This is a genomic window from Bradyrhizobium sp. HKCCYLS3013, assembly GCF_051167615.1.
Classification (GTDB): domain Bacteria; phylum Pseudomonadota; class Alphaproteobacteria; order Rhizobiales; family Xanthobacteraceae; genus Bradyrhizobium.
This window is the reverse complement of sequence record NZ_JBNPTK010000002.1, coordinates 378,421-397,168: the sequence shown is the minus strand read 5'-3', so window position 1 is coordinate 397,168 and position 18,748 is coordinate 378,421. Positions and strand designations below refer to the sequence as shown.

Annotated in this window: 19 protein-coding genes and 1 pseudogene; 10 read left to right on the top strand and 10 right to left on the bottom strand. The window is 67.2% G+C overall.

The window, feature by feature from the left end; genetic code table 11:
• The first annotated feature begins 69 nt into the window (after window positions 1-69).
• Window positions 70-660: an NADPH-dependent FMN reductase gene (locus tag ACQR1F_RS05925; RefSeq protein WP_315800224.1), complete on the top strand. Its 591-nt coding sequence runs from the start codon at window positions 70-72 to the stop codon at window positions 658-660.
• 67 nt (window positions 661-727) lie between these two features.
• On the opposite strand, the gene ACQR1F_RS05920 is transcribed toward ACQR1F_RS05925, so the two are convergent.
• A complete protein-coding gene (locus ACQR1F_RS05920) occupies window positions 728-976 on the bottom strand; it encodes a hypothetical protein (RefSeq protein WP_434912670.1) in 249 nt (82 codons plus the stop codon).
• Between the two features lie 376 nt (window positions 977-1,352).
• Here ACQR1F_RS05920 and ACQR1F_RS05915 point away from each other — a divergent pair, with 376 nt between their 5' ends.
• From ACQR1F_RS05915 to ACQR1F_RS05900, 4 genes are all read left to right on the top strand, one after another.
• A complete protein-coding gene (locus ACQR1F_RS05915) occupies window positions 1,353-2,240 on the top strand; it encodes a LysR substrate-binding domain-containing protein (protein ID WP_434912669.1) in 888 nt (295 codons plus the stop codon).
• A gap of 120 nt (window positions 2,241-2,360) precedes the next feature.
• On the top strand, window positions 2,361-3,650 hold the full coding sequence (gene gabT, locus ACQR1F_RS05910; RefSeq protein WP_434912668.1) for a 4-aminobutyrate--2-oxoglutarate transaminase: 1,290 nt from the start codon (window positions 2,361-2,363) through the stop codon (window positions 3,648-3,650).
• Between the two features lie 40 nt (window positions 3,651-3,690).
• Entirely contained in the window at window positions 3,691-4,989 is a 1,299-nt protein-coding gene (locus ACQR1F_RS05905) for an ArgE/DapE family deacylase (RefSeq protein WP_434912667.1), read from the top strand.
• Complete coding sequence (locus ACQR1F_RS05900; RefSeq protein ID WP_434912720.1) at window positions 4,986-5,912, top strand: 2-hydroxyacid dehydrogenase; 927 nt, start codon at window positions 4,986-4,988, stop codon at window positions 5,910-5,912. Before ACQR1F_RS05905 ends, ACQR1F_RS05900 begins: the two co-directional genes overlap by 4 nt.
• An 8-nt stretch (window positions 5,913-5,920) precedes the next feature.
• Here ACQR1F_RS05900 and ACQR1F_RS05895 read toward each other — a convergent pair whose 3' ends face one another.
• Both ACQR1F_RS05895 and ACQR1F_RS05890 read right to left on the bottom strand, forming a co-directional pair.
• A complete protein-coding gene (locus tag ACQR1F_RS05895) occupies window positions 5,921-6,304 on the bottom strand; it encodes a hypothetical protein (protein WP_316215674.1) in 384 nt (127 codons plus the stop codon).
• 141 nt (window positions 6,305-6,445) lie between these two features.
• Window positions 6,446-6,679, bottom strand: coding sequence for a DUF6894 family protein (locus tag ACQR1F_RS05890; protein ID WP_315800218.1), 234 nt, complete (start codon window positions 6,677-6,679; stop codon window positions 6,446-6,448).
• 207 nt (window positions 6,680-6,886) lie between these two features.
• On the opposite strand from ACQR1F_RS05890, the gene ACQR1F_RS05885 reads away from it, so the two are divergent.
• From ACQR1F_RS05885 to ACQR1F_RS05870, 4 genes are all read left to right on the top strand, one after another.
• Window positions 6,887-7,069: a hypothetical protein gene (locus ACQR1F_RS05885; RefSeq protein WP_315741166.1), complete on the top strand. Its 183-nt coding sequence runs from the start codon at window positions 6,887-6,889 to the stop codon at window positions 7,067-7,069.
• Window positions 7,070-7,289: 220 nt separating this feature from the next.
• Window positions 7,290-8,174 carry a hypothetical protein gene (locus ACQR1F_RS05880; RefSeq protein WP_316215675.1) on the top strand — a complete coding sequence of 295 codons (885 nt, stop codon included), beginning with the start codon at window positions 7,290-7,292 and terminating at the stop codon, window positions 8,172-8,174.
• Window positions 8,164-8,544: a cytochrome C gene (locus tag ACQR1F_RS05875; RefSeq protein ID WP_434912666.1), complete on the top strand. Its 381-nt coding sequence runs from the start codon at window positions 8,164-8,166 to the stop codon at window positions 8,542-8,544. The genes ACQR1F_RS05880 and ACQR1F_RS05875 overlap by 11 nt, the downstream gene beginning before the upstream one ends.
• Window positions 8,545-8,882: 338 nt before the next feature.
• A complete protein-coding gene (locus ACQR1F_RS05870; protein ID WP_315800215.1) occupies window positions 8,883-9,719 on the top strand; it encodes an HD domain-containing protein in 837 nt (278 codons plus the stop codon).
• Window positions 9,720-9,729: 10 nt separating this feature from the next.
• Here ACQR1F_RS05870 and ACQR1F_RS05865 read toward each other — a convergent pair whose 3' ends face one another.
• The 6 genes from ACQR1F_RS05865 to ACQR1F_RS05840 all read right to left on the bottom strand — a co-directional run bounded on the left by ACQR1F_RS05865 (window position 9,730) and on the right by ACQR1F_RS05840 (window position 15,660).
• On the bottom strand, window positions 9,730-10,404 hold the full coding sequence (locus ACQR1F_RS05865; RefSeq protein WP_316215676.1) for an HAD family hydrolase: 675 nt from the start codon (window positions 10,402-10,404) through the stop codon (window positions 9,730-9,732).
• Window positions 10,405-10,519: 115 nt separating this feature from the next.
• Window positions 10,520-10,927: a hypothetical protein gene (locus ACQR1F_RS05860; protein ID WP_315800213.1), complete on the bottom strand. Its 408-nt coding sequence runs from the start codon at window positions 10,925-10,927 to the stop codon at window positions 10,520-10,522.
• A 106-nt stretch (window positions 10,928-11,033) separates the two neighbouring features.
• Window positions 11,034-11,240, bottom strand: coding sequence for a hypothetical protein (locus ACQR1F_RS05855; protein WP_315800212.1), 207 nt, complete (start codon window positions 11,238-11,240; stop codon window positions 11,034-11,036).
• A gap of 132 nt (window positions 11,241-11,372) precedes the next feature.
• Window positions 11,373-12,269 carry a hypothetical protein gene (locus ACQR1F_RS05850; RefSeq protein WP_434895200.1) on the bottom strand — a complete coding sequence of 299 codons (897 nt, stop codon included), beginning with the start codon at window positions 12,267-12,269 and terminating at the stop codon, window positions 11,373-11,375.
• Window positions 12,270-12,791: 522 nt separating this feature from the next.
• Window positions 12,792-14,858: a PAS domain S-box protein gene (locus ACQR1F_RS05845; RefSeq protein WP_434839446.1), complete on the bottom strand. Its 2,067-nt coding sequence runs from the start codon at window positions 14,856-14,858 to the stop codon at window positions 12,792-12,794.
• Window positions 14,859-14,922: 64 nt separating this feature from the next.
• Window positions 14,923-15,660, bottom strand: coding sequence for a Crp/Fnr family transcriptional regulator (locus ACQR1F_RS05840; protein ID WP_315712288.1), 738 nt, complete (start codon window positions 15,658-15,660; stop codon window positions 14,923-14,925).
• A gap of 399 nt (window positions 15,661-16,059) precedes the next feature.
• Here ACQR1F_RS05840 and ACQR1F_RS05835 point away from each other — a divergent pair, with 399 nt between their 5' ends.
• Complete coding sequence (locus tag ACQR1F_RS05835; protein ID WP_434912665.1) at window positions 16,060-18,135, top strand: methyl-accepting chemotaxis protein; 2,076 nt, start codon at window positions 16,060-16,062, stop codon at window positions 18,133-18,135.
• 70 nt (window positions 18,136-18,205) lie between these two features.
• Here the strand turns inward: ACQR1F_RS05835 and ACQR1F_RS05830 are convergent.
• Window positions 18,206-18,734: pseudogene (locus ACQR1F_RS05830) on the bottom strand (DUF4142 domain-containing protein).
• Window positions 18,735-18,748 lie beyond the last annotated feature (14 nt).

The following is an 18,748-nucleotide window of genomic DNA, read 5'->3' as shown; positions in this document are numbered from 1 at the left end:
CAGAACTACCTCGATGACATGACGGCGTGTTAGCTTGGCGCGGATCGTACGGCCAGGAGTTGACCCGCCATGAGCTTCCGCATCCTCGTCCTCTACGGCTCCTATCGATCCGACCGGATGGGCATCCGGCTCGCGCAATTCGTCGTGGACGGGTTGCGCGCCAGGGATCAGGTCGTCGAGCTGATCGACGCCAAGGCGGTCGGCCTGCCGATGCTCGACCGCATGTACAAGGAATATCCGCCCGGCCAGGCGCCAGCAGCCATGGCCGAGCTTGCGGCCAAGATCCGTGCCGCCGACGGCTTCGTGTTCGTCACTGGCGAATACAACTGGGGCATGCAGCCGGGACTGAAGAACCTCACCGACCACTTTCTCGAGGAATGGTTCTGGCGTCCGGCGGCGATCGCGAGCTATTCCGCCGGCCGCCTCTCCGGGGCACGGGCCGCCACGGCGTGGCACGGCACGTTGTCGGAGATGGGCATGGTGGTGGTGTCGAGCACGCTTGCCGTCGGCCCGATCGGTCAGGCGCTGTCCGCCGACGGCAAGCCGACCGGCGATTCCGGCCAATCGCTCGAGCACGCGTTTCCGCGCTTTGCCGACGATCTCTTGTGGTGGGTCGAGGCGGGCAGGGAGCAGCGGGCGCGCAGGGCGCCACCCTACTGAGTGCGGGCATCAGCGCAGGCCGGAGCGCAAGCGCTCCGGCTCTTGCGCCAAGTCCGCTCCAAGTCCGCTAACGTTGTTCCGCGCTGCCGGTCCCGTTGGTGACCGCGCGCTGACGCGCCGGGGCGCTTGCGCTCTGCCCCTGACAGGGCCGCTCCATCCAGCTCCCGTCCGCGGCCTGCTGGTAGGCGCGGCACGGCAGGGACGACGTGGCCTGATCATCCGGCTTGGATGCCTGGGAGCTTTTCGCCAGTGCGGGGGCGGCCGTCGCGACGAGGGCTGCCAGCGAACCGACGTAGATCATTTGGCTGATCCGCATCTTGGGGGTTCTCCTGCTCGAAGCACCCCCGATTCAAAGTCGAATTGTGGAAACTTTGAGGCAAATCCCGCCTGTCGTCGCAGGACGCTTAAGGATCGCTTGCGACGTCGCCTGCGGCGTTAAGGCAAATGCGCGGTCCGGCGAGCGTGGCTTTCTCAAGGCTGGCGTTGCGCCCATGCTGACGGTAAGAGCGGCATGACGCGCGAAAGCGCCCTCGTGATCCGCGATGCGGGTGCTCCGCCCGGAGCGTCCTGTGCGGTCAACGGACGCCGGCATCGCCGCCGGCGCTCCCGACATCAGCCGCGCGACCGACGGATCGTGGCGGTTCCGCTTCAGGGCGGGGAGGGAGACCGCGCAGGCTGAGAACTGTGCGAGCATGACGAGACCCCGGTTGCCCTCCCTGATCGCGCTGCGTGCCTTCGAGGCCGTCGGCCGCAAGGGCAGCGTGCGCGCCGCCGGCGACGAGCTCGCGGTCAGCCACACCGTGGTCTCGCGCCATCTGCAGAATCTGCAGCGCAGCCTGGGCGTGGCGCTGGTGCGCGCCGAGGGACGGGGCCTCGCGCTGACCGATGCCGGACGTCAGTTCCATGCCGAGGTCAGCCAGGCCTTCGACATCATCGCCCGCGCGACGATGTCGGTGCGGCCCGTGGCGCGTCCGACCCTGAACATCTGGTGCATTCCGGGCCTCGCCAATCGCCGCCTGCTGGCGCGGCTGCCCGAGCTGAGCGGCCCGCCACGCAACTGGGACATCAATCTGCAGCCGACGCTGGCGCACCCCGACCTGCAGCGCGGCGAGGCGGATGCGGAGATCGTCTATGCCGAAGCGATCGACCGGAGCGGCGGCGTGGTCGCCGAGGAGCTGGTGCGCCCACGCGTATTCCCGGTCGCAAGCCCGGCCTATCTGGCAAGGTTTCCGGCGATCGCGACACTCCCGGGCCTCGCCAGGGCCTCGCTGATCCACGAGGAGTCCACCGCGCAATGGGAGCAATGGTTCGAGCTGGCGGGGTATCGCGAGCCGGTCACGTTGCGCGGGCAGCGGCTGTGGCACGCGCATCTCGCCATTGAAGCCGCCCGCTTCGGCCAGGGCGTCGCGCTCGCCAACGAGGTGCTGGTCGCCGATGATCTGCGCAGCGGTGCGCTGGTCGAGGTGATCCCATCGGCACTCCACATGGGAGCCTATCAGCTCGTCGCGCTCCGGGAGCGCTGGGACGAGCCCGCGATCGTGGCGCTGCGGGCGTGGCTGAAGAATGTGCTCGCCGCGTAGCTGCGCGCTCATCCTGCTGGGTCTGGTGCATTGCAGGCACCTGTCGTCAGGAACAAGCTGATTGATCGCGACGGCTCGCGGCTTAGCCTTCTGCTCGATTTTCCGACGAGGAGTTGAGCCATGGTTGCGAATTTTGCTGCGAACGAAGAACTGCTGGCGCGACGTCATGAGGCCGTCGTCCGGGGCGTGAGCTATGCGACGCCGCTGTTTGCCGACCGCGCCCTCAACAGCGAAGTGTGGGACGTCGAGGGCAAGCGCTACGTCGACTTCGCCGGCGGCATCGCGGTGCTCAACACCGGCCACTGCCATCCGCATGTCGTTGCCGCGATCCGGGCACAGCTCGACCGCTTCACCCACACCTGCTTCCAGGTGCTGCAATACGAGCCCTATGTGCGGCTGAGCGAGCGGCTCAACGCGCTGGCGCCGATTTCGGGGCCGGCCAAGTCGATCCTGCTGACGACCGGCGCGGAGGCGACCGAGAACGCCATCAAGATCGCACGCGCCGCCACCGGCCGCAGCGGCATTATCGCCTTCACCGGCGCCTTCCACGGCCGTACCGCGCTCGCCAATGCGATGACCGGCAAGGTGATGCCGTACAAGAAGCATTTCGGGCCGCCGCTGCCCGGCGTCTGGCACGCGCCGTTTCCGATCGCCGGCAGCAACGTGACGGTCGAGGACACGCTGTCCTACATCAACTTCATCTTCAAGGCCGACATCGACGCCTCGCAGGTCGCGGCCATCATCATCGAGCCCGTGCAGGGCGAGGGCGGTTTCCACCAGGCGCCGCCGGAGCTGATGCGGGGCCTGCGCCGGATCTGCGACAGCCATGGCATCGTGCTGATCGCCGACGAGGTGCAGACCGGCTTCGGCCGCACCGGCAAGATGTTCGCGATGGAGCACTACGACGTGCAGCCGGACCTGATCTGCGTCGCCAAGAGTCTCGCCGGCGGCATGCCGCTGTCCGGCGTGATCGGACGTGCCGCGATCATGGACGCCGCCGAGCCGGGCGGCCTCGGCGGCACCTATGGCGGCAATCCGCTGGCCTGCGCGGCGGCGCTCGCCGTGCTCGACGTGTTCGAGCAGGAGAAGCTGCTCGACCGCGCCAATGCGATCGGCGAGCGGCTGCGCGCGGCGATCGCGCGCTTCTCGCGCGCCAACACGCTGGTTCCGGTTTCCGGTCCGCGCGGTCCTGGCGCAATGGTTGCATTCGATATCCTGAAGCAGCGCGGCAGCGACGAGCCGGATGCGGAAATGACCAAGCGCGTGACGCGCGTGGCGCACGAGAACGGCCTGATCCTGTTGTCGTGCGGCGTCACCGCGAGCACCATTCGCATCCTGGTGCCGCTGACGGCATCGGACGAGATCGTGGACGAAGGGCTCGCGATCCTGGAGAAATGCCTGGCCGCCTGACGTGCGGCCGAGGTGAACGGGAAGGCTGGAGGTTTGCAACGTGACTGAAGCTACGGCGGCTGTGCCGAATGACGTGATGGAGCGGCTCGCCGCCGCCGTCGATGCCAACTTCGCCAAGCAGGTCGCCTTCCTGCAGCAGCTCGTGCAGTTCCGCAGCCTGCGCGGCGAGGAAGCGCCGGTGCAGGACTGGCTGGCGCGCGAGCTCGCGAGCCGCGGCTATCAGGTCGACCGCTTCAGCCTGGGCGATGTCGACCTGATGCGCCATCCCAAGGCGGCGCCGATGGACGGCATCGCACTCGACGGCTCGCAGCAGGTGGTGGCGACGCTCGACGGAGCGGGCAAGGGCCGGAGCCTGATCCTGCAGGGCCACGTCGACGTCGTGCCGGAAGGGCCGACCGATCTCTGGAACGACCCGCCCTATGAGGCGATCGTGCGCGACGGCTGGATGATCGGGCGCGGCGCCCAGGACATGAAGGCCGGCGTCTCCGCGATGATCTTCGCGCTCGATGCGATCAAGGCGGCCGGCTTCGTGCCGGACGGACGCATTCACCTGGAGACGGTGACCGAGGAGGAGAGCACCGGCAACGGCGCGCTCTCGACTCTTTTGCGCGGCTACACGGCTGATGCTTGCCTGATCCCGGAGCCGACCGGCCACACGCTGACCCGCGCCCAGGTCGGCGCGATCTGGTTTCGCTTGCGCGTGCGCGGCACGCCGGTGCACGTCGCCTACGCCGAGACCGGCACCAATGCGATCCTGTCGGCGATGCACCTGATCCGCGCGTTTCAGGAGCACACCCGGGAGATCAACGCGCGCGCCAAGTCGAACGCGTGGTTCGCCGCGGTCAAGGATCCGATCAAGTTCAACGTCGGCATCATCAAGGGCGGCGACTGGGCCAGCTCGACGCCGGCGTGGTGCGACCTCGATTGCCGGCTCGGCGTGCTGCCCGGCGAGACGCCGGCGCAGGCCATGGCCGGCATCGAGCAATGTCTCGCCATAGCGCAGGCCGCAGACAGCTTCCTGTCGGAGAATCCGGTCGAGCTGGTGTGGAGCGGCTTCCAGGCCGATCCCGCCGTGTGCGAGCCCGGCAGCGCCGCGGAGGCCGCGCTCGCCGACGTGCATGCGCGCGTGTTCGAGCAGCCGCTAGACGTGCGGCTGTCCACGGCGGTCAACGACACCCGCTACTATCAGGTCGACTACGGCATTCCCGCGCTGTGCTACGGTCCCTATGGTATCGGTCCGCACGCGTTCGACGAGCGCGTCGATCTCGACAGCGTGCGCAAGACCACGCTGTCGATCGCGATGTTCGTCGCGCAATGGTGCGGGCTGCGGCCGGCATGATCACGGTCGCGCTTCTCAGCCGTCCCGGGCTGATGGATCCGATGCGGGCGCTGCTCGCGCGCGAGCTGCCGGGCGTGACCGTCGCGTCATGGCCGGAAGCCGCGGCGCGCGACGCCGAGCTTGCCGTGTGCTGGAAGCCGGAGCCCGGTGCGCTGGCGGCGATGCCGAAGCTGAAGCTGATGCATTCGATCGCGGCCGGCGTCGACAATATCCTGTCCGATTCCACCGTGCCGGATGTGCCGCTGTGCCGGATCGTCGATCCCGACATCTCGGCGGCCATGACCGAGTTCGTGCTGTGGGGGACGCTGTATTTCCACCGCGATTTCGATCGCGCCGTCGGCAACGCGCGGAACGGCGTGTGGCGGCGCTACGAGCAGCGTGCCGCCAGGGACCGTCGGGTCGGCATTCTCGGGCTCGGCGAGCTCGGCTCCGCGGCCGCGACCCGTCTGGTCGAGCTGGGCTTTGCGGTGAGCGCGTGGTCGCGCTCGCCCAAGGCGCTCGCCGGCGTCCGGACCCATTGCGGCGCCGCTGCGCTCGACGACTTCCTGGGCGAGACGGAGATCCTGGTCTCGCTGCTGCCGCTGACGGCCTCGACCGTGGGGCTGCTCGATGCCGAGCGTCTGGGCCGGCTGCCCAAGGGCGCCGCGCTGATCCTGTGCAGCCGCGGCGAGCACCTGGTGACGGAGGATCTGGTCGCGCTGCTGCGCAGCGGCCATCTGCGCGGCGCCGTGCTCGATGTCTTCGCGCATGAGCCGTTGCCCGCGGACCATGCGCTGTGGCGCGAGCCGGGCGTGCTGGTGACGCCGCACATGGCGGCGATCGCATCCTGGGAGGTGATCGCGCAGCAGGTCGCGGAGAATGCCCGGCGGCTGCTGCGCGGCGAGCCGTTGCTGAACGTCGTCGATCGCGCCCGCGGCTACTGATTAGTCAGCTACTCGAGTGTCTGCACCGGCGGCGCCACCGGACCGCGTGGTGCCGGCGGTGCGACAGCGATGGTCCGTGCAGGCGATGGTGCGCTGCGCGGCGCGGCCTGCGGTTGCTGCTGAGACTCGGTCATCGCAGCCTGGCTGTCCCTGACCGGACGCCGGACCTGCTGTGACCGCGCCGCGCGCGAGCGGCGGAAGCCCCAGGAGCGCGCGATCGAGGGACCTGCCGTGTAGCCGACAACGGCGCCGGCAACCGCTCCAACCGGTCCGAACACGACGGCGCCCGACAAGGCGCCCAGCGCGGCATCGCCGCCGCGGTGCTCGTCGGCCATCGCCGCCGATGCCGTCAGTGTCAGCGCCAAGGCCGCGGTCGCCAGCAGTCTGGTCATGAGATGTCCCCTCCGTCGCAACAGCGCCGAAATGGCGGACAAATGTGGCGAGAAGAATGCGAGGAGTGGAACCTGTCAGGGAACCGGTAACCCTAATGCGGACACAATGTCTCAGCGCCGCGGCATGGCGCGCAGCGTCGTTCAATGCATCGCGCCGAGCACCGACGTGAACGGCATGGCGATGATTTCCTCGCCGAGATCATCGGAAATGTGGAGTACCCAGTCGCGCCAATCCTCGTCGCTTTCGGAGGAAATCAGCGAATGCATGACGCGCTCGGCGTGATCGCAGGCCTCGGCGAGATCGACGACCGCGGTTCCACGCCGATCGACGAGAAACTCCTCGGGATTGGAGCAGTGGAAGAAGACCTGCGTCATGTCCGTCTCCTCAATCGCCATCCGGCGAATCTCAGCCAGGAGTAACAGCGTGGCGGCGCACGCGAAATCGGATTGATCACGTAAGGTAAATTACGGGGAGAAGTCTAAGCCTGGGGAACCGGGCCCGCAGTGATCCATCTCACGGAACGCATCGGTGTGGAGAAAGTTGACTTGAGTTATTCGATCCGGCGACAGGAGCTCGACATGATGTCTGAAGTCCAGATCCACGCGATCGCCCGGCAGATGCTCGAGATGCACGGCGCCTCGGCCGTCGCGCAGGCTGCGCAGAAGGCGCAGCAATGCGAAGCCAGCGGCGAGGCCGAGGAGGCCCGCGAATGGCGCCACATCTCGGATGCGATGCGGATGATGCGCGGCCCGCACCAGAGCTGACATCGGATTCCATTTTACCGAATATTGCCGCGCGTTCCGCCGGATCGACCGACTCTGGTCCGCAGCAGCCGGCGGTGGATACGTTCCGTCAAGGGAAACGTGTGCCGCATCTCATCCTGGTTTCCGACCCATTTTCCACGCAAGAATCGGGCAACATGATTCGGCGGTGGATTCGCCGACCAACGTTTGCCGGCGCGCCCGCCGTCCAGGGATTATTGCCATGGTCTTCTTCAAGCGTGAGCTGAGCCCCGTCGAGATCTTCGAGCGTGCGCTGAAGGACAAGCAGGCCGCGCGGCAGCGGCTGACGGATCGTCTCCGCGTCGCCGAGGCGGCGCTGGACGAGAAGAAGGTCGCCGCGGAGCGGCTCGCCAAGGCCGGCGCCAGCAACGGGCAGCTCGATCGCGCCGAATCCAAGATGCAGGCCGTCGAGCAGAAGGCCAAGGCGCTGCGCGCAGCAGTCGCCGAATGCGATGAGCAGATCATCCTGGCCGAACGCGCCTTCGCCGACGCGGTGGCGCAGCGCGACCGCGACCGCGCTGCCAACGACATCGAGGCCGTCGCCACCGCGATCGAGCAGGCGGTTCCGCGCTTCGAGATCGGTGCGGCGGCGCTCGTCGATGCGGTGACGCGCGGCCGCGCGGCGTTGAGCGAGGCCAGCCGCTTCGCGTCCGATGTCGACGACATCCGGCGCGAGGTGATGTCCGCCGCGGAGCTGATCTGCTGGGAGCTGCGCGCGGCCGCGAGCCGCACGCGGGCCGGCAACATCAACGTGGCCCTGCTGGCGCCGCCCGAGATGCGGCAACTGCCGGCGCCCGAGACCGACCGCCAGATGATCTATACGCTGAGCCCGCTGACCTGGCGTGAGGGCGAGGAGGTGAAGCGCGTCGCCGCCTTTACCATGACCGCGCTGCCCAAGGCCCTGCTGCCGCTGGCGCTGGCGCATCAGCACGTCGACTATCTCAACGCGCGCCGGGTGCAGACGCTGATGCACGTCCATGGCGGCGGACAGCAGCAGAGCGAGCCGATGCCCGACGATCCGGCGCTGGTCGATCTCGATGCGCTGGGTGCGCAGGCCGAGGAAAGCCCGCAGGCTGATGTCGCCTGAGCGCAGGCGCGCCGGAGCGCAGCTGGGGCTTGTTGGATCGGCCGTGCTGCTGCTGCTGATTGTCATCAGCGGTGCACGGGCGGAAAATCTCGATGCCGGTAAATCCGGCGCGCGGCTGTTCGCGGACAGCTGCGCCACCTGTCATCGCTCGGCACGTGGGCTCGCCAAGGGACGCTTCCGCCTGACGCTCTATTTGTTCCTGCAGAAGCACTACACCAGCAGCGACGACGCCGCGTCGGCCTTGAGCACCTATCTGCAGTCGGTCGATGCGCCGGCAGCCGCGCCGGCCCGTCGTCCTGCTGCGCGGCGACGGGATTATCGCGGTGAGACGCGACCGCCGCGGCCCCCGCTGCCGGTCCGGGGACGCTAGTCCGGCGGGCCGCACGACGATCTCCGCTCGCTTCGTCCTGCGAGGGGAACGGGCCGCGGCGAGTGAACGTGAGCTGCTCAGGTTCAGCCGCTCGGCCCGCAGTTTTCCGGTGTGCGCTCGTCCGGGTGTGGCCGATATCCGCAACCTGGGCTATGCTCGTCGGCCAAGGTGCTCGACGCCCCGGGGGTGCCGATCTCGTGCGTGTCCGTGCGAAGCTGGCCGCCCCGAGCCGTATCGTGACGTCTCAGTCGTTCCACGAGCCGCGTTATCGTGATTGTGTTTTCGGGCGTTATGTCTTTTGACGTTGTGTTAGGGCTGTCTGAGGCAGGGCAGCGGCGATGATGACCTTACCGGAGCTCGCGGCAGCGGCGTTGGAGCGTTTCCTCAGCTCCTATATGCGACGCCGTTTCGGATCGTCTCATACCCAGTTGACGGAGATGCTTCCGGCGGCTGCGCGCATTGCGCTGGAATGCATCGGCAACAGCGATGCGCTGTATCACAACGTCGAGCACACCTTGCTGGTGACGCTGGCCGGCCACGAGATCCTGCGCGGCCGTGCGCTGCACAGCCACATGACGGCGGACGACTACGTCCACGTCATCCTGGCCTGCCTGCTTCACGACATCGGCTATGTCCGCGGCCTGTTCAGGGAAGACGATGTCAACGGCTTCGTCGTCGATCGCGGCGGCCGCAAGATCTGCCTGCCGCGCGGCTCCTCCGATGCCAGCCTGATGCCGTATCACGTCGACCGCTCGAAACTGTACGTGATCAACCGCATCGAAGGCATGGCGCCGCTGGACAAGGACCGCATCGCCCGCGCCATCGAAGGCACGCGCTTTCCGCCGCTCGCCGGCCAGCACTTCGACGAAGAGCAGTCGATCGTGCGCGCCGCCGACCTGATCGGACAGCTCGGCGACCCCAACTACATCCGCAAGGCCAACGCGCTGTATCACGAGTTCGAGGAGGTCGGCATCAACCGGCAGCTCGGCTATGAGTCGCCGGCCGACATCGTCAACCGCTATCCGCAGTTCTATTGGAACAGCGTCGCGCCGCACATCCAGACCGAGATCCGCTATCTCAACATGACCTCGACCGGGCGCCAGTGGATCGCAAACCTCTACGCCAACGTGTTCCGCGCCGAACGCGACATCTCGCTGTCGGGCCCGCAGAGTTGACTGGCGGGAGTTAGCGCCGGCCGCCGACCTCGTCGATGTGGTCGAGCAGGTCGGCCGGGTCCTCGTAGACTCGGATGGCGCCGGACTGGCGCAATTCCTCTGAGCCGTAGCCGCCGCTCAACAGGCCGACGCCGAGCGCCCGGCAGCGGGTTGCGGCAAGCATATCCCAGATGCTGTCGCCGACCACGACCGCGCGCTCGATCGGCATGTCGAGGCGGGCGGCGGCGGCGAGAAACAGATCGGGATCCGGCTTGGCGTAGCGGACCTCGTCACGGGTCACGACGGCGCTGGTCTTGGGATCGACGCCGAGCGCGGCGAGATTGACGGCCGCCGTTTCCATTCTGCCGCTGGTCGCGATCGCCCAGGGGATGCCGGCATCGGTCAGGAAGCCGAGCAGCTCGCGGGCGCCGGGCAGGGGGCGGACCTGGCCTCCGAGCTTCTGATAGGCCGCCGCATGCGCCTTCCGCAGCCGCTCGATCCGCTCGGGCTCGATGGCATAGCCGGTCTCACGCAGCAGCTGGTTGGTGAACAGGCCGCCGCTCATCCCGATCTTGCGGTGGATGCGCCAGACCGAGAGCTCGATGCTCTCGGCATCCAGCGCCGTCTTCCAGGCCAGCACATGCTGGTAGACGCTGTCGACCAGCGTGCCGTCGAGGTCGAACAGGAAGGCGGTTTCGATGCGCATGGCTCGCTCCGGGCTGGACATCTGCTACGCAGCAGCCGCTACGGCCAAGCGGCAGCGGCCATCCTGGTTCCTGGCCGCCGCGAGAGCTGTGCTGTGCCTGCGCCGCGAGCCCGGCTCAGCCCTTGGGACGGATGAAGCCGGCCAGCGTCTTCTTCTGCTCCTCGCACCAGTTCGTCATGCCGAGGCGGCGCTGATCCATGTCGATGGCCTGCGTGGCGACGGCGACCTCCGCCATCAGATCGTCGTCCTGCTTCTCGCCCATCTTGCCGCCGGTGTGCATATAGGCGATCGCCTTGCGCACCTTCTCGGTCGTGCCGTCAGGCATCTTCATGTCCTGCGCCTTCTGGACCAGATCCTGATAGACGACGTCGACGCCGGGACATTCGACCTTGGTGGCGAACGCCTCCAGCACCATGGTCGTATACATGTGGCGTGGCTCGGCGCTGCCCGGTGTCAGGGCCGCCAGCAATGCCGCAATGGTCAATGTCGCAAGGGTTGACGTGTAGAGCAGACCGTTTCGCATCCTCTGGCTACCTCCCGCTTGTTTTCGGTGAGGCTAGCCTGTGGCCAAAGCCCGGGCAACAACGAGCGCAGTGCAGCACGCGCGAATTGATCGAAGGGGCCGCCGGCTACTTGTTCAGCCGCCGCTCCTGCTCCTTGAGCAGAACGTCGAGCTCCTCGCTCTGCTGCGCGAGGCGGTCGGCGTTGCGCTCCTCGTCGGCGGCACCCGACTGCGAGGCGGCCTGCTCGGTGATCTGGCGGATGTTGTCGCGCAGGATCGCGATGCGGTCTGCGAGGTCGGAGGCGGACAGGATGGTCGGATCGGTCAGGCTCATGAACCCCTCGGGATGCGCATTGTCAGGCGCAGCTCCTTAGCTCGGAAAGCCGCGTCGCGACAAGTGGATCGACGGCATCGATCACCCCCGCGCCAATCGGCGCGGACCGGCACGGGCGCCTGTGCGGATCCCTCAGCGCACCGGCATTGGCGGACGCACCACGGGCTGGTCCGGATCGACCGGCGCCGACGGCAGCGGCATCGGAGCGGGCGGCGGGGGTACCATGTTAGCTGCAGCCGGCGGCGGCATGCGCGGCCGGTGCGGCACCGCTGCTCCGGGCTGTGCCGGGGTCACGGCCGCCGTCGCAGGGCGCGGGGCCGGGCGCGGCCGGATCGTCTGCTCGATGGCGCGCGGATCGAACGACCGTGCTTCCGCGGTCCGCTCGCTCGGCCGCTCGGCGGGCCTGTCGCTGGACTTGGCCTCGGCGACCCGCGCCATGTCGCGGACCATCTGCTCCTGCCCGGCCTTCAACTGTGCGAGGCTCGTCTTCAGCTCGCCGATCTGCTGGTTCAAGGCAGCCAGGTCGTGGGCCATCGATTGCAGCAACTGCGCCTGCTCCTGCGACGCGGTCGCGCCAGCCGCGCTCGTTGCGTGCTCCTGCGCCTCAGCCGGCGCTTCTGCGGCCGTCTGCTGGGGCGCGGTCGCGGCCGGCTGTGCCGCGGCATCCTTGTCGGTGTTCGATGCCAGCGAGATCCGCGGCATCCAATGCGCGATCATCTCCTGGGCCTGGTCTCCATAGCTCTGCCAGGCGGCTGCGGCGACCGCGCTGCCGACCGCGAACAGCACCGCCAGAATGGTGCGCACGGCCCAGGTGGCGAACGTGCTGCGCTCTCCGGTGACCGCGAAGTCGCTCGTCGCCTGCGTCCTGTAGTCAGGGTCGATCTTCGGCGAGGGTACATCCGGTGGCCGTTGCGAGCTGCGCCTGTCCGCTTCGGCGGCGGTGCGATCGGCGCGGGCCGCCAGCACGATCTCGGGATCGATCACGGCATGAGGCTGCTGATCGCCGTCTTTGGTCGTCGTTGCAAGCATTGACGCTCCGTCCTCCGTTGTCGTCCGCCTCGCAGGCGGCGCTCGGCTCTGTTCCGATGCGTCGTCCTACCAACGCCTCGTGCACCAACGCTTCGCGTACTCACGCTGCATCGTACTGACGCCTCGTGACACCAACGTCGGATGACGACTGCGCCACAAGACGTTCGGCCTCTCCAGCCGCATCAGCACAGAACCTGGATACCGGTTGTCCCTCGTGCCCACGCGTCTGCATGTTCACGGTGATCCATCTTGGCCAGAGCCGCATGCTCAGGAACGTCCCATCATCGTTCCGTCGCGTCGACGCTCGGCTGATTCCCAATCTCATCGACCCTTGGTCATATCCGCCTAAACCAAGGCGAAGGCATGGCGGTTGCGCGACCCCTGCGACCTCCACCTCAGGCCGCACGCGGAGCATATCCCGAATGCACCGCGAAGGCTATGCCGACGGCGGTTCGCCGTGCCGGCGAGATCCTCGGCCATTGTGACCGACCGGTGCTGCGGAACGACGCTTCGATCGGCCCGTCAACGCTTGAGAATGTCGCCGGTGGGCAGCCGGATTTCGCAGCAGAGGCCGCTCGGCTCGAAGCGCCGGACGACGCGGGCACCGACCTCGTACGGCAGCATCTGTTCCAGCAGCACGGTTCCAAAGCCCTGGCGCTGCGCAGCCAGCGGACGGCCGGACATGCCGGTCTCGGTCCAGTCGATGACCAGCCAGTCGGCCGCGTCGCGCTCATCGAGCCGCCATTCGATCCTGATGAAGCCCCGCGGCACGGTCAGCGCGCCGTATTTCAGCGCATTGGTCGCGAGCTCGTGCATGGCAAGCCCGATGCTCTCGGCCGCCTTCGGCCTCAACCGCACCTGGGGGCCCGACAGCGAGAATTGCCTGTCCTCGCGCGCGGCTCCGGCGCGCAGCTCATCGGCGATCAGCTCCGCCAGATCGAAACCGGCGAGGGGATCGCGCGTGACGACCGCCTGGATGCGCGACAGCGCCGTGATGCGGCCTTCGAGGTGACTGGCGAAATCCTCGACACTGTCGCTCGAGTCGCCCGTGCGGCGGATGATCGAGCGGATCACGGCGAGCATGTTGCGGACGCGGTGCTGCAGCTCGGCGAGCAGCAGCTTCTGGTGCTCGGAGGCCGAGACCAGCGCCGTGATGTCTTGGGTGATGCCGCCGATGCGCTGCACCCGTCCCAGCTCGTCGACCATGGGAAAACTACGGATGCGCAGCCAGCGCGCGACGTCGTCCGGCTGCGTGACGATACGGACATCCAGGCTGTCGCGCTGGCCGCGCCGGGCGCGCTCGAGGCTCTCGACGGCGCGGGGCCGGTCCTCCGGCAGCATGAGCTCGGTCCACGATGCGAGATGGTCGCCGCGGAGCACAGCGGTGCGCGGCACGCCATAGATCGTCTCGAATGCGGGGCTGAGATATTCCCAGTGCAGGGTCTCGGCATCGCGGATCCACACCACGTCGGAGGATGCTTCGCCGAACTGGCGGAAACGCGCCTCGCTGTCGCGCAGCGCGGCCTCGGTGCGCTTGCGGTCGTCGATGTTCATCGCGAGCTCGACCAGGGTGCCGTCGCCGAGGTCACGGCCGGCGAACATCATCCAGGCGCGTTCGCCGTCCTTGCGAAAATACTGCTTCTCATAGGGACCGATCCGGCCGGTCTGCCGCAGCAGCTCGATCTGGTCGCTCGATGTACCCATCCATTCCGGGGGGGTCAGGCTCTTCCAGGTCAGCTGGCCGCTGTCGATGTCCTGACGCGAATAGCCTGTCATCGCCAAGAAGGCCTCGTTGGCGTCGACCAGGGTGCCGGCTGCATGATCGAAGAACAGCACGCCGACCGAATCGATCTCGAGGAGGCGGCGCAGCCGATGGTCGCTGGCATCGCTGCCGTTCGAATGCGGCTGCCGTGCGGACGGCCCGGCCTCCGGCAGCTCGCTGCAGCCGAGGCAGACGGCGAGCTCGGGATCGGTCCGTGCGAGGGCAAGCACGTCCGAATCGATCGCGAGCAGGTGTGCATCGGCCCAGAAATGGGCTGTGCGCAGATAGGCGAGGAAGGCCGCCAGCAGATCGAACCTGGTGTCGCCGAAGGCATGTCGGATTGCGCGCCGCGAGCGGTCGAAATCAGCACGCTGCATGAACAGCACCGACGCGGCCTCGAACAGGTCCGCCTCACCGTCGCTGCCCGGCTCCGGGATGTCGAGCGGGGGCTGGATGAGTTCGAGCCGGTCGAGCGCCGCCGCGGTGCGCGCGGGATCCGCGAGCGGCCGCGCGAGCAGGTGACGGGCCCGATCGATCGGCTCCGGGCGGGACGTCGAGTCACCCGCGGGCTTGCCAGATCCAACCAGAAATCCGAAATGCCGGGTCAGACAATAAGGCGAACGGTTGAGGCGCGACAGATGGACGGCGAGCCGCTCCTTGAAAAGGGCCGGAAGCGGGGTGTCGAGATAGGCGCATTTGGCGAACTGCCAGAGCTGTCGGGTCGCCTCAGGCGCAGACGGCGCCGACCTGAACAGGTTGGGCATCAGCCCGAGGCGCTGCACGATCTCCTGCTCGAAGGGTCCGTCCACCATGCGCTGTTCGACCATCGCCGTTTCCCCGGCAGAGTGCCGAGACAGTCAGCATAGCGCAAGCGCCAGCGCTCCGAACCTCTCACTCATTCGCATCGAGCTGACGGCCTTCGCGGTCCAAATGCAAGTAATTCGCGTTGAACAGGCCGGCGCTCATCAAGCGCTCGAGGTCCGGAAGTACCAGCATCTTGCCCTTGAGCACGATCAGGTTGCTGGCGCGCAGTTCCTGCAGCGTGCGGTTGACGTGGACCTTCGACAGGCCTGTCGCCTCGGCGAGATCGGCCTGAGTGAGCGGGAAGCTGCAGCTGCTGTCGTCGGCCAGGCCCGCCAGGCGTAGCCGGAAGAACAGTTCGCACAACAGGTGAGCCATGCGTTCGGACGCCGTGCGTTGCCCGAGATTCATGGTCCATTCGCGCTGGATTGCGGCGTTGACCAGTGTCTCCCACCAGAACGCCGTTGCAATGCGCGGATAGCCGGCGCTGATCTCGTCGAAGAACTCGCGCGGCAGATCGGCGATCGACACCGGCGTGATGGTGCCGATCGAATGGTCCATCTCGCGCAGGATGAAGATGTTGAGATCACAGATATCGCCGGGCAGGAAGAACGAGACGATCTGGCGGCGGCCGTCCTCGAGCTGCTTGTAGCGGCAGGCCCAGCCGTTCAGGATCAGATGCACGTCCTTGGGCTTCTCGCCTTCGCGCGCGATGTCGGTGCGTGGCGCGAAGGTCCTTACCCGTTGAGCCGCAGCGCGGTTGAGCATCAGGCGGTCGGCCGCAGAAAGGCGGACGAAATTCTCAAGCTTGCGGACCAGATGACTCAAAGAGTGGTTCCCCCGAATTAGTTTATTGGGGTTCCAAGCGGCGCGACTTCAATAACTTATGTTAGCATGATACCGCGTTGACCGCTGATCTTTCTGCACCTGCGCAAGGAACCAACGCGTTGTCGATGTGCGTGGGTCTGCTGCCGCAATCTCGGTGATGATTTCGCCATCGCGCGATGGTCGGAGCATGAGCGACATCGCGCGAGTCCGACCTGCACTGCGCGCTTCTGTCGTCGAACTCTCATGAAAGTCGATGATGAATCACTGTCGAGGCCCGTGAAAATACGGGAATCGACGTGCGGCCGCGACGATTTGCCCTCGGCGGCGTGCCTGCGCAAGTTAATAGCCTCTTAGACTGCGCTTCCTAAGTTGACCGAAACAATCAACTGGAAATGCACGATGCGAGTCGGTCAGCTCTTTGCGGTATCGATGCTCTCGGTCACGGCGCTTGCCTGTGTTCTCGGAGGCGAGGTGCTGGTATCTCACTATCGCGCCTACGCGAGCAGAACCGAAGCGATCAAGTCAGTCGACGCGTTCGCTGCCGTGCTCCTTGCAGGCCAGGCCGTCGCGGGATTGCGGGCGCCGTTCGTCACGCCGATGTTCCAGGACGTTCCGGCCACTCCTGTGCAGCTGGACGCCGTCGACAAGGCCGGGCAGCAGGCCGACGCCGCCTTCGCCAAGGCGAAAGCGGCCGTTGAGACGCTCTCCGACAGCCAAGCCATCTTCGACGGACTGAACGCCGCCAAGGCAAAGCTCACCGACGTGCGCACGATGGTCGACCGCGCCGTGAGATTGCCGCTGAATGCGCGCGACCCGGCTGCGATGAAGGGATTCCTGCCCGGCTTGACCGACGTGCTGAAATCGGTCGAGCCGCTGCTCAACCGCCTCGAGAACCGCGTCGCGACCGCCGATGCATCGCTGACGCCGCTGCTGTCGATTGCGCGCATCACGCAGGATCTGCGGATCACGGCCGGCGGCCGCGCCGCGATGCTGGCCCCGGCGCTCGGCGCCAAGCGTCCGCTGGCTCCGGCCGAGTATTCCAACATCGATCGTGCGCAAGGCCGGATCGAGGTCGATCGCGAACGGATCGAGTCGAGCATCGATCAACTCGGCAATCCTCCGAAGGTCGCGCAGGCGATGTCGGAGGCGGTCGAAGCGTATTTCAACAACGCTGCGGGACTGATCGAAAAGGAGATCGCGGCGTCGCGCAGCAATGCCGGCTACACGCTGTCACCGGAGCAGTTGGGCGGCACCGTCGTGCCGCCGATCGGAAAATTCCTGACCGTTCGCGACAATGCGCTGGCCGAGGCACGGACGCGCGCCGAGACGGCGCGGGACGATGCACTGGTGATGTTCGGGATCGGCAGCGGCGCGGTGCTCGCGCTGCTCGGCATGCTCGGCGTCGTGACCTTCATGCTGCGCCGTCGCGTGATTGCGCCGCTGGCTGCGCTGACCGGCGTGGTCGGCGACCTCGCGGCTGGCCGTGACGACGTTGTCGTTCCGGCCAGCGATCGGCAGGACGAGATCGGCACGCTCGCCGCCTCGCTGCAGGTGTTCAAGGATGCACTGCTGGCGAAGAAGGCGGCAGACCGGGCCGCAGCGAGCGAGGCGGAGGCCAAGATCCAGCGTGGACAGCGGGTGGATACGATCACCCGCGAGTTCGAGGCCGTCATCAGCGAGATCGTCGATGTCGTGTCCTCGGCATCGACGGCGCTCGAGAGTTCGGCAGGAACGCTCACGACCACGGCCGAGCAGTCCGAGCGGCTCGCCACCACCGTCGCTTCGGCGTCCGAGGAGGCCTCGACCAACGTGCAGTCGGTGGCATCAGCGACGGAGGAAATGTCATCGTCGGTGACGGAGATCGGCCGCCAGGTTCAGGATTCGGCGCGCGTCGCCAATGAGGCCGTGCAGCAGGCGCAGCGTACCAACGATCGTGTCGGCAAGCTTGCCAAGGCCGCAGCCCGCATCGGCGACGTCGTGGAGCTCATCAACTCGATCGCCGGCCAGACCAACCTGCTGGCGCTCAACGCCACCATCGAGGCGGCACGCGCAGGCGAGGCGGGGCGCGGCTTCGCCGTCGTGGCCTCCGAGGTGAAGGCGCTGGCCGAGCAGACCGCGAAGGCCACCGACGAGATCAGCCAGCAGATCAACGGCATCCAGGCAGCCACGCAGGAGTCGGTGAACGCGATCCGCGATATCGGCGAAACCATCGAGAAGATGTCGGAGATCGCCTCGACGATCGCATCCGCGGTGGAAGAGCAGGGCGCGGCGACGCAGGAGATCTCGCGCAGCATCCAACAGGCGGCCCGTGGCACGCAGGAGGTCTCGGCCAACATCACGGATGTGCAGCGCGGCTCCAGCGCCACCGGCCAGGCGTCGGCGCAGGTGCTGAATGCGGCCCAATCGCTGGCGGGCGAAAGCATCCGCCTGAAGCGCGAGGTCGCGCGCTTCCTGGGCTCCGTGCGCGCCGCGTGACGACGGGACTGCACGGCACTGCATTCCAACATCATGAGCGCCGGCTCGGACCGGCGCTCATATCATTCGCTCACTTGCCCTTGTCGAGGGTCTGCGCCATGTCGAGATGATGCTGCAGGGCCGGCAGGGTCTTGCCGGCCCCGTCCTTCAGCGCCGGATTGTCGCCGCCCTTCGCATAGCGCTCGAACAGCGACACCGCGTCCTTGTGGGCGCTGATCTGCATGTCGTCGAAATCCGAGCTGAAGTCCTTGCCGCTCGCTGCCTTCAGCTTGTCGAGCTTGCTCTGATGCGCGTTGTCGACAGCGGCGGGCAGTTGGACCTTGACCTTGCCGCTCTCGACCATGCTCTTCAGCTCGGTCGAAGTCCTGGTGTGATCCTTGACCATCTGCGCGGCGAAGCTCTTCTCCAGCGTGTTGCCCTTCGCCGAGCCGGCTCGATTGCAGTTCGAACATGTCGCTGATGGCGACCTGCTTGACGAAGTCCTCGGTGCTCGGCGCAATGCCGAGCGCCGAATTCACCCCGGTCTTTTCGCCGACTGATTGAGCGAGGGCAGGGCCGGCCAGCACCAGGCAGCCGAGCGTGACGCGTGTGAGCCGCATGGGTCGTTCCTCTC

What these genes read in the sequence shown, in the direction of transcription:
- ACQR1F_RS05925 (WP_315800224.1), top strand. Translation starts at nt 70, where the DNA reads ATGAGCTTCCGCATCCTCGTCCTCTACGGCTCCTATCGATCCGACCGG.
- ACQR1F_RS05920 (WP_434912670.1), bottom strand. Translation starts at nt 976, where the DNA reads ATGCGGATCAGCCAAATGATCTACGTCGGTTCGCTGGCAGCCCTCGTC.
- ACQR1F_RS05915 (WP_434912669.1), top strand. Translation starts at nt 1,353, where the DNA reads ATGACGAGACCCCGGTTGCCCTCCCTGATCGCGCTGCGTGCCTTCGAG.
- gabT (WP_434912668.1), top strand. Translation starts at nt 2,361, where the DNA reads ATGGTTGCGAATTTTGCTGCGAACGAAGAACTGCTGGCGCGACGTCAT.
- ACQR1F_RS05900 (WP_434912720.1), top strand. Translation starts at nt 4,986, where the DNA reads ATGATCACGGTCGCGCTTCTCAGCCGTCCCGGGCTGATGGATCCGATG.
- ACQR1F_RS05895 (WP_316215674.1), bottom strand. Translation starts at nt 6,304, where the DNA reads ATGACCAGACTGCTGGCGACCGCGGCCTTGGCGCTGACACTGACGGCA.
- ACQR1F_RS05890 (WP_315800218.1), bottom strand. Translation starts at nt 6,679, where the DNA reads ATGACGCAGGTCTTCTTCCACTGCTCCAATCCCGAGGAGTTTCTCGTC.
- ACQR1F_RS05885 (WP_315741166.1), top strand. Translation starts at nt 6,887, where the DNA reads ATGTCTGAAGTCCAGATCCACGCGATCGCCCGGCAGATGCTCGAGATG.
- ACQR1F_RS05880 (WP_316215675.1), top strand. Translation starts at nt 7,290, where the DNA reads ATGGTCTTCTTCAAGCGTGAGCTGAGCCCCGTCGAGATCTTCGAGCGT.
- ACQR1F_RS05875 (WP_434912666.1), top strand. Translation starts at nt 8,164, where the DNA reads ATGTCGCCTGAGCGCAGGCGCGCCGGAGCGCAGCTGGGGCTTGTTGGA.
- ACQR1F_RS05870 (WP_315800215.1), top strand. Translation starts at nt 8,883, where the DNA reads ATGATGACCTTACCGGAGCTCGCGGCAGCGGCGTTGGAGCGTTTCCTC.
- ACQR1F_RS05865 (WP_316215676.1), bottom strand. Translation starts at nt 10,404, where the DNA reads ATGCGCATCGAAACCGCCTTCCTGTTCGACCTCGACGGCACGCTGGTC.
- ACQR1F_RS05860 (WP_315800213.1), bottom strand. Translation starts at nt 10,927, where the DNA reads ATGCGAAACGGTCTGCTCTACACGTCAACCCTTGCGACATTGACCATT.
- ACQR1F_RS05855 (WP_315800212.1), bottom strand. Translation starts at nt 11,240, where the DNA reads ATGAGCCTGACCGATCCGACCATCCTGTCCGCCTCCGACCTCGCAGAC.
- ACQR1F_RS05850 (WP_434895200.1), bottom strand. Translation starts at nt 12,269, where the DNA reads ATGCTTGCAACGACGACCAAAGACGGCGATCAGCAGCCTCATGCCGTG.
- ACQR1F_RS05845 (WP_434839446.1), bottom strand. Translation starts at nt 14,858, where the DNA reads ATGGTCGAACAGCGCATGGTGGACGGACCCTTCGAGCAGGAGATCGTG.
- ACQR1F_RS05835 (WP_434912665.1), top strand. Translation starts at nt 16,060, where the DNA reads ATGCGAGTCGGTCAGCTCTTTGCGGTATCGATGCTCTCGGTCACGGCG.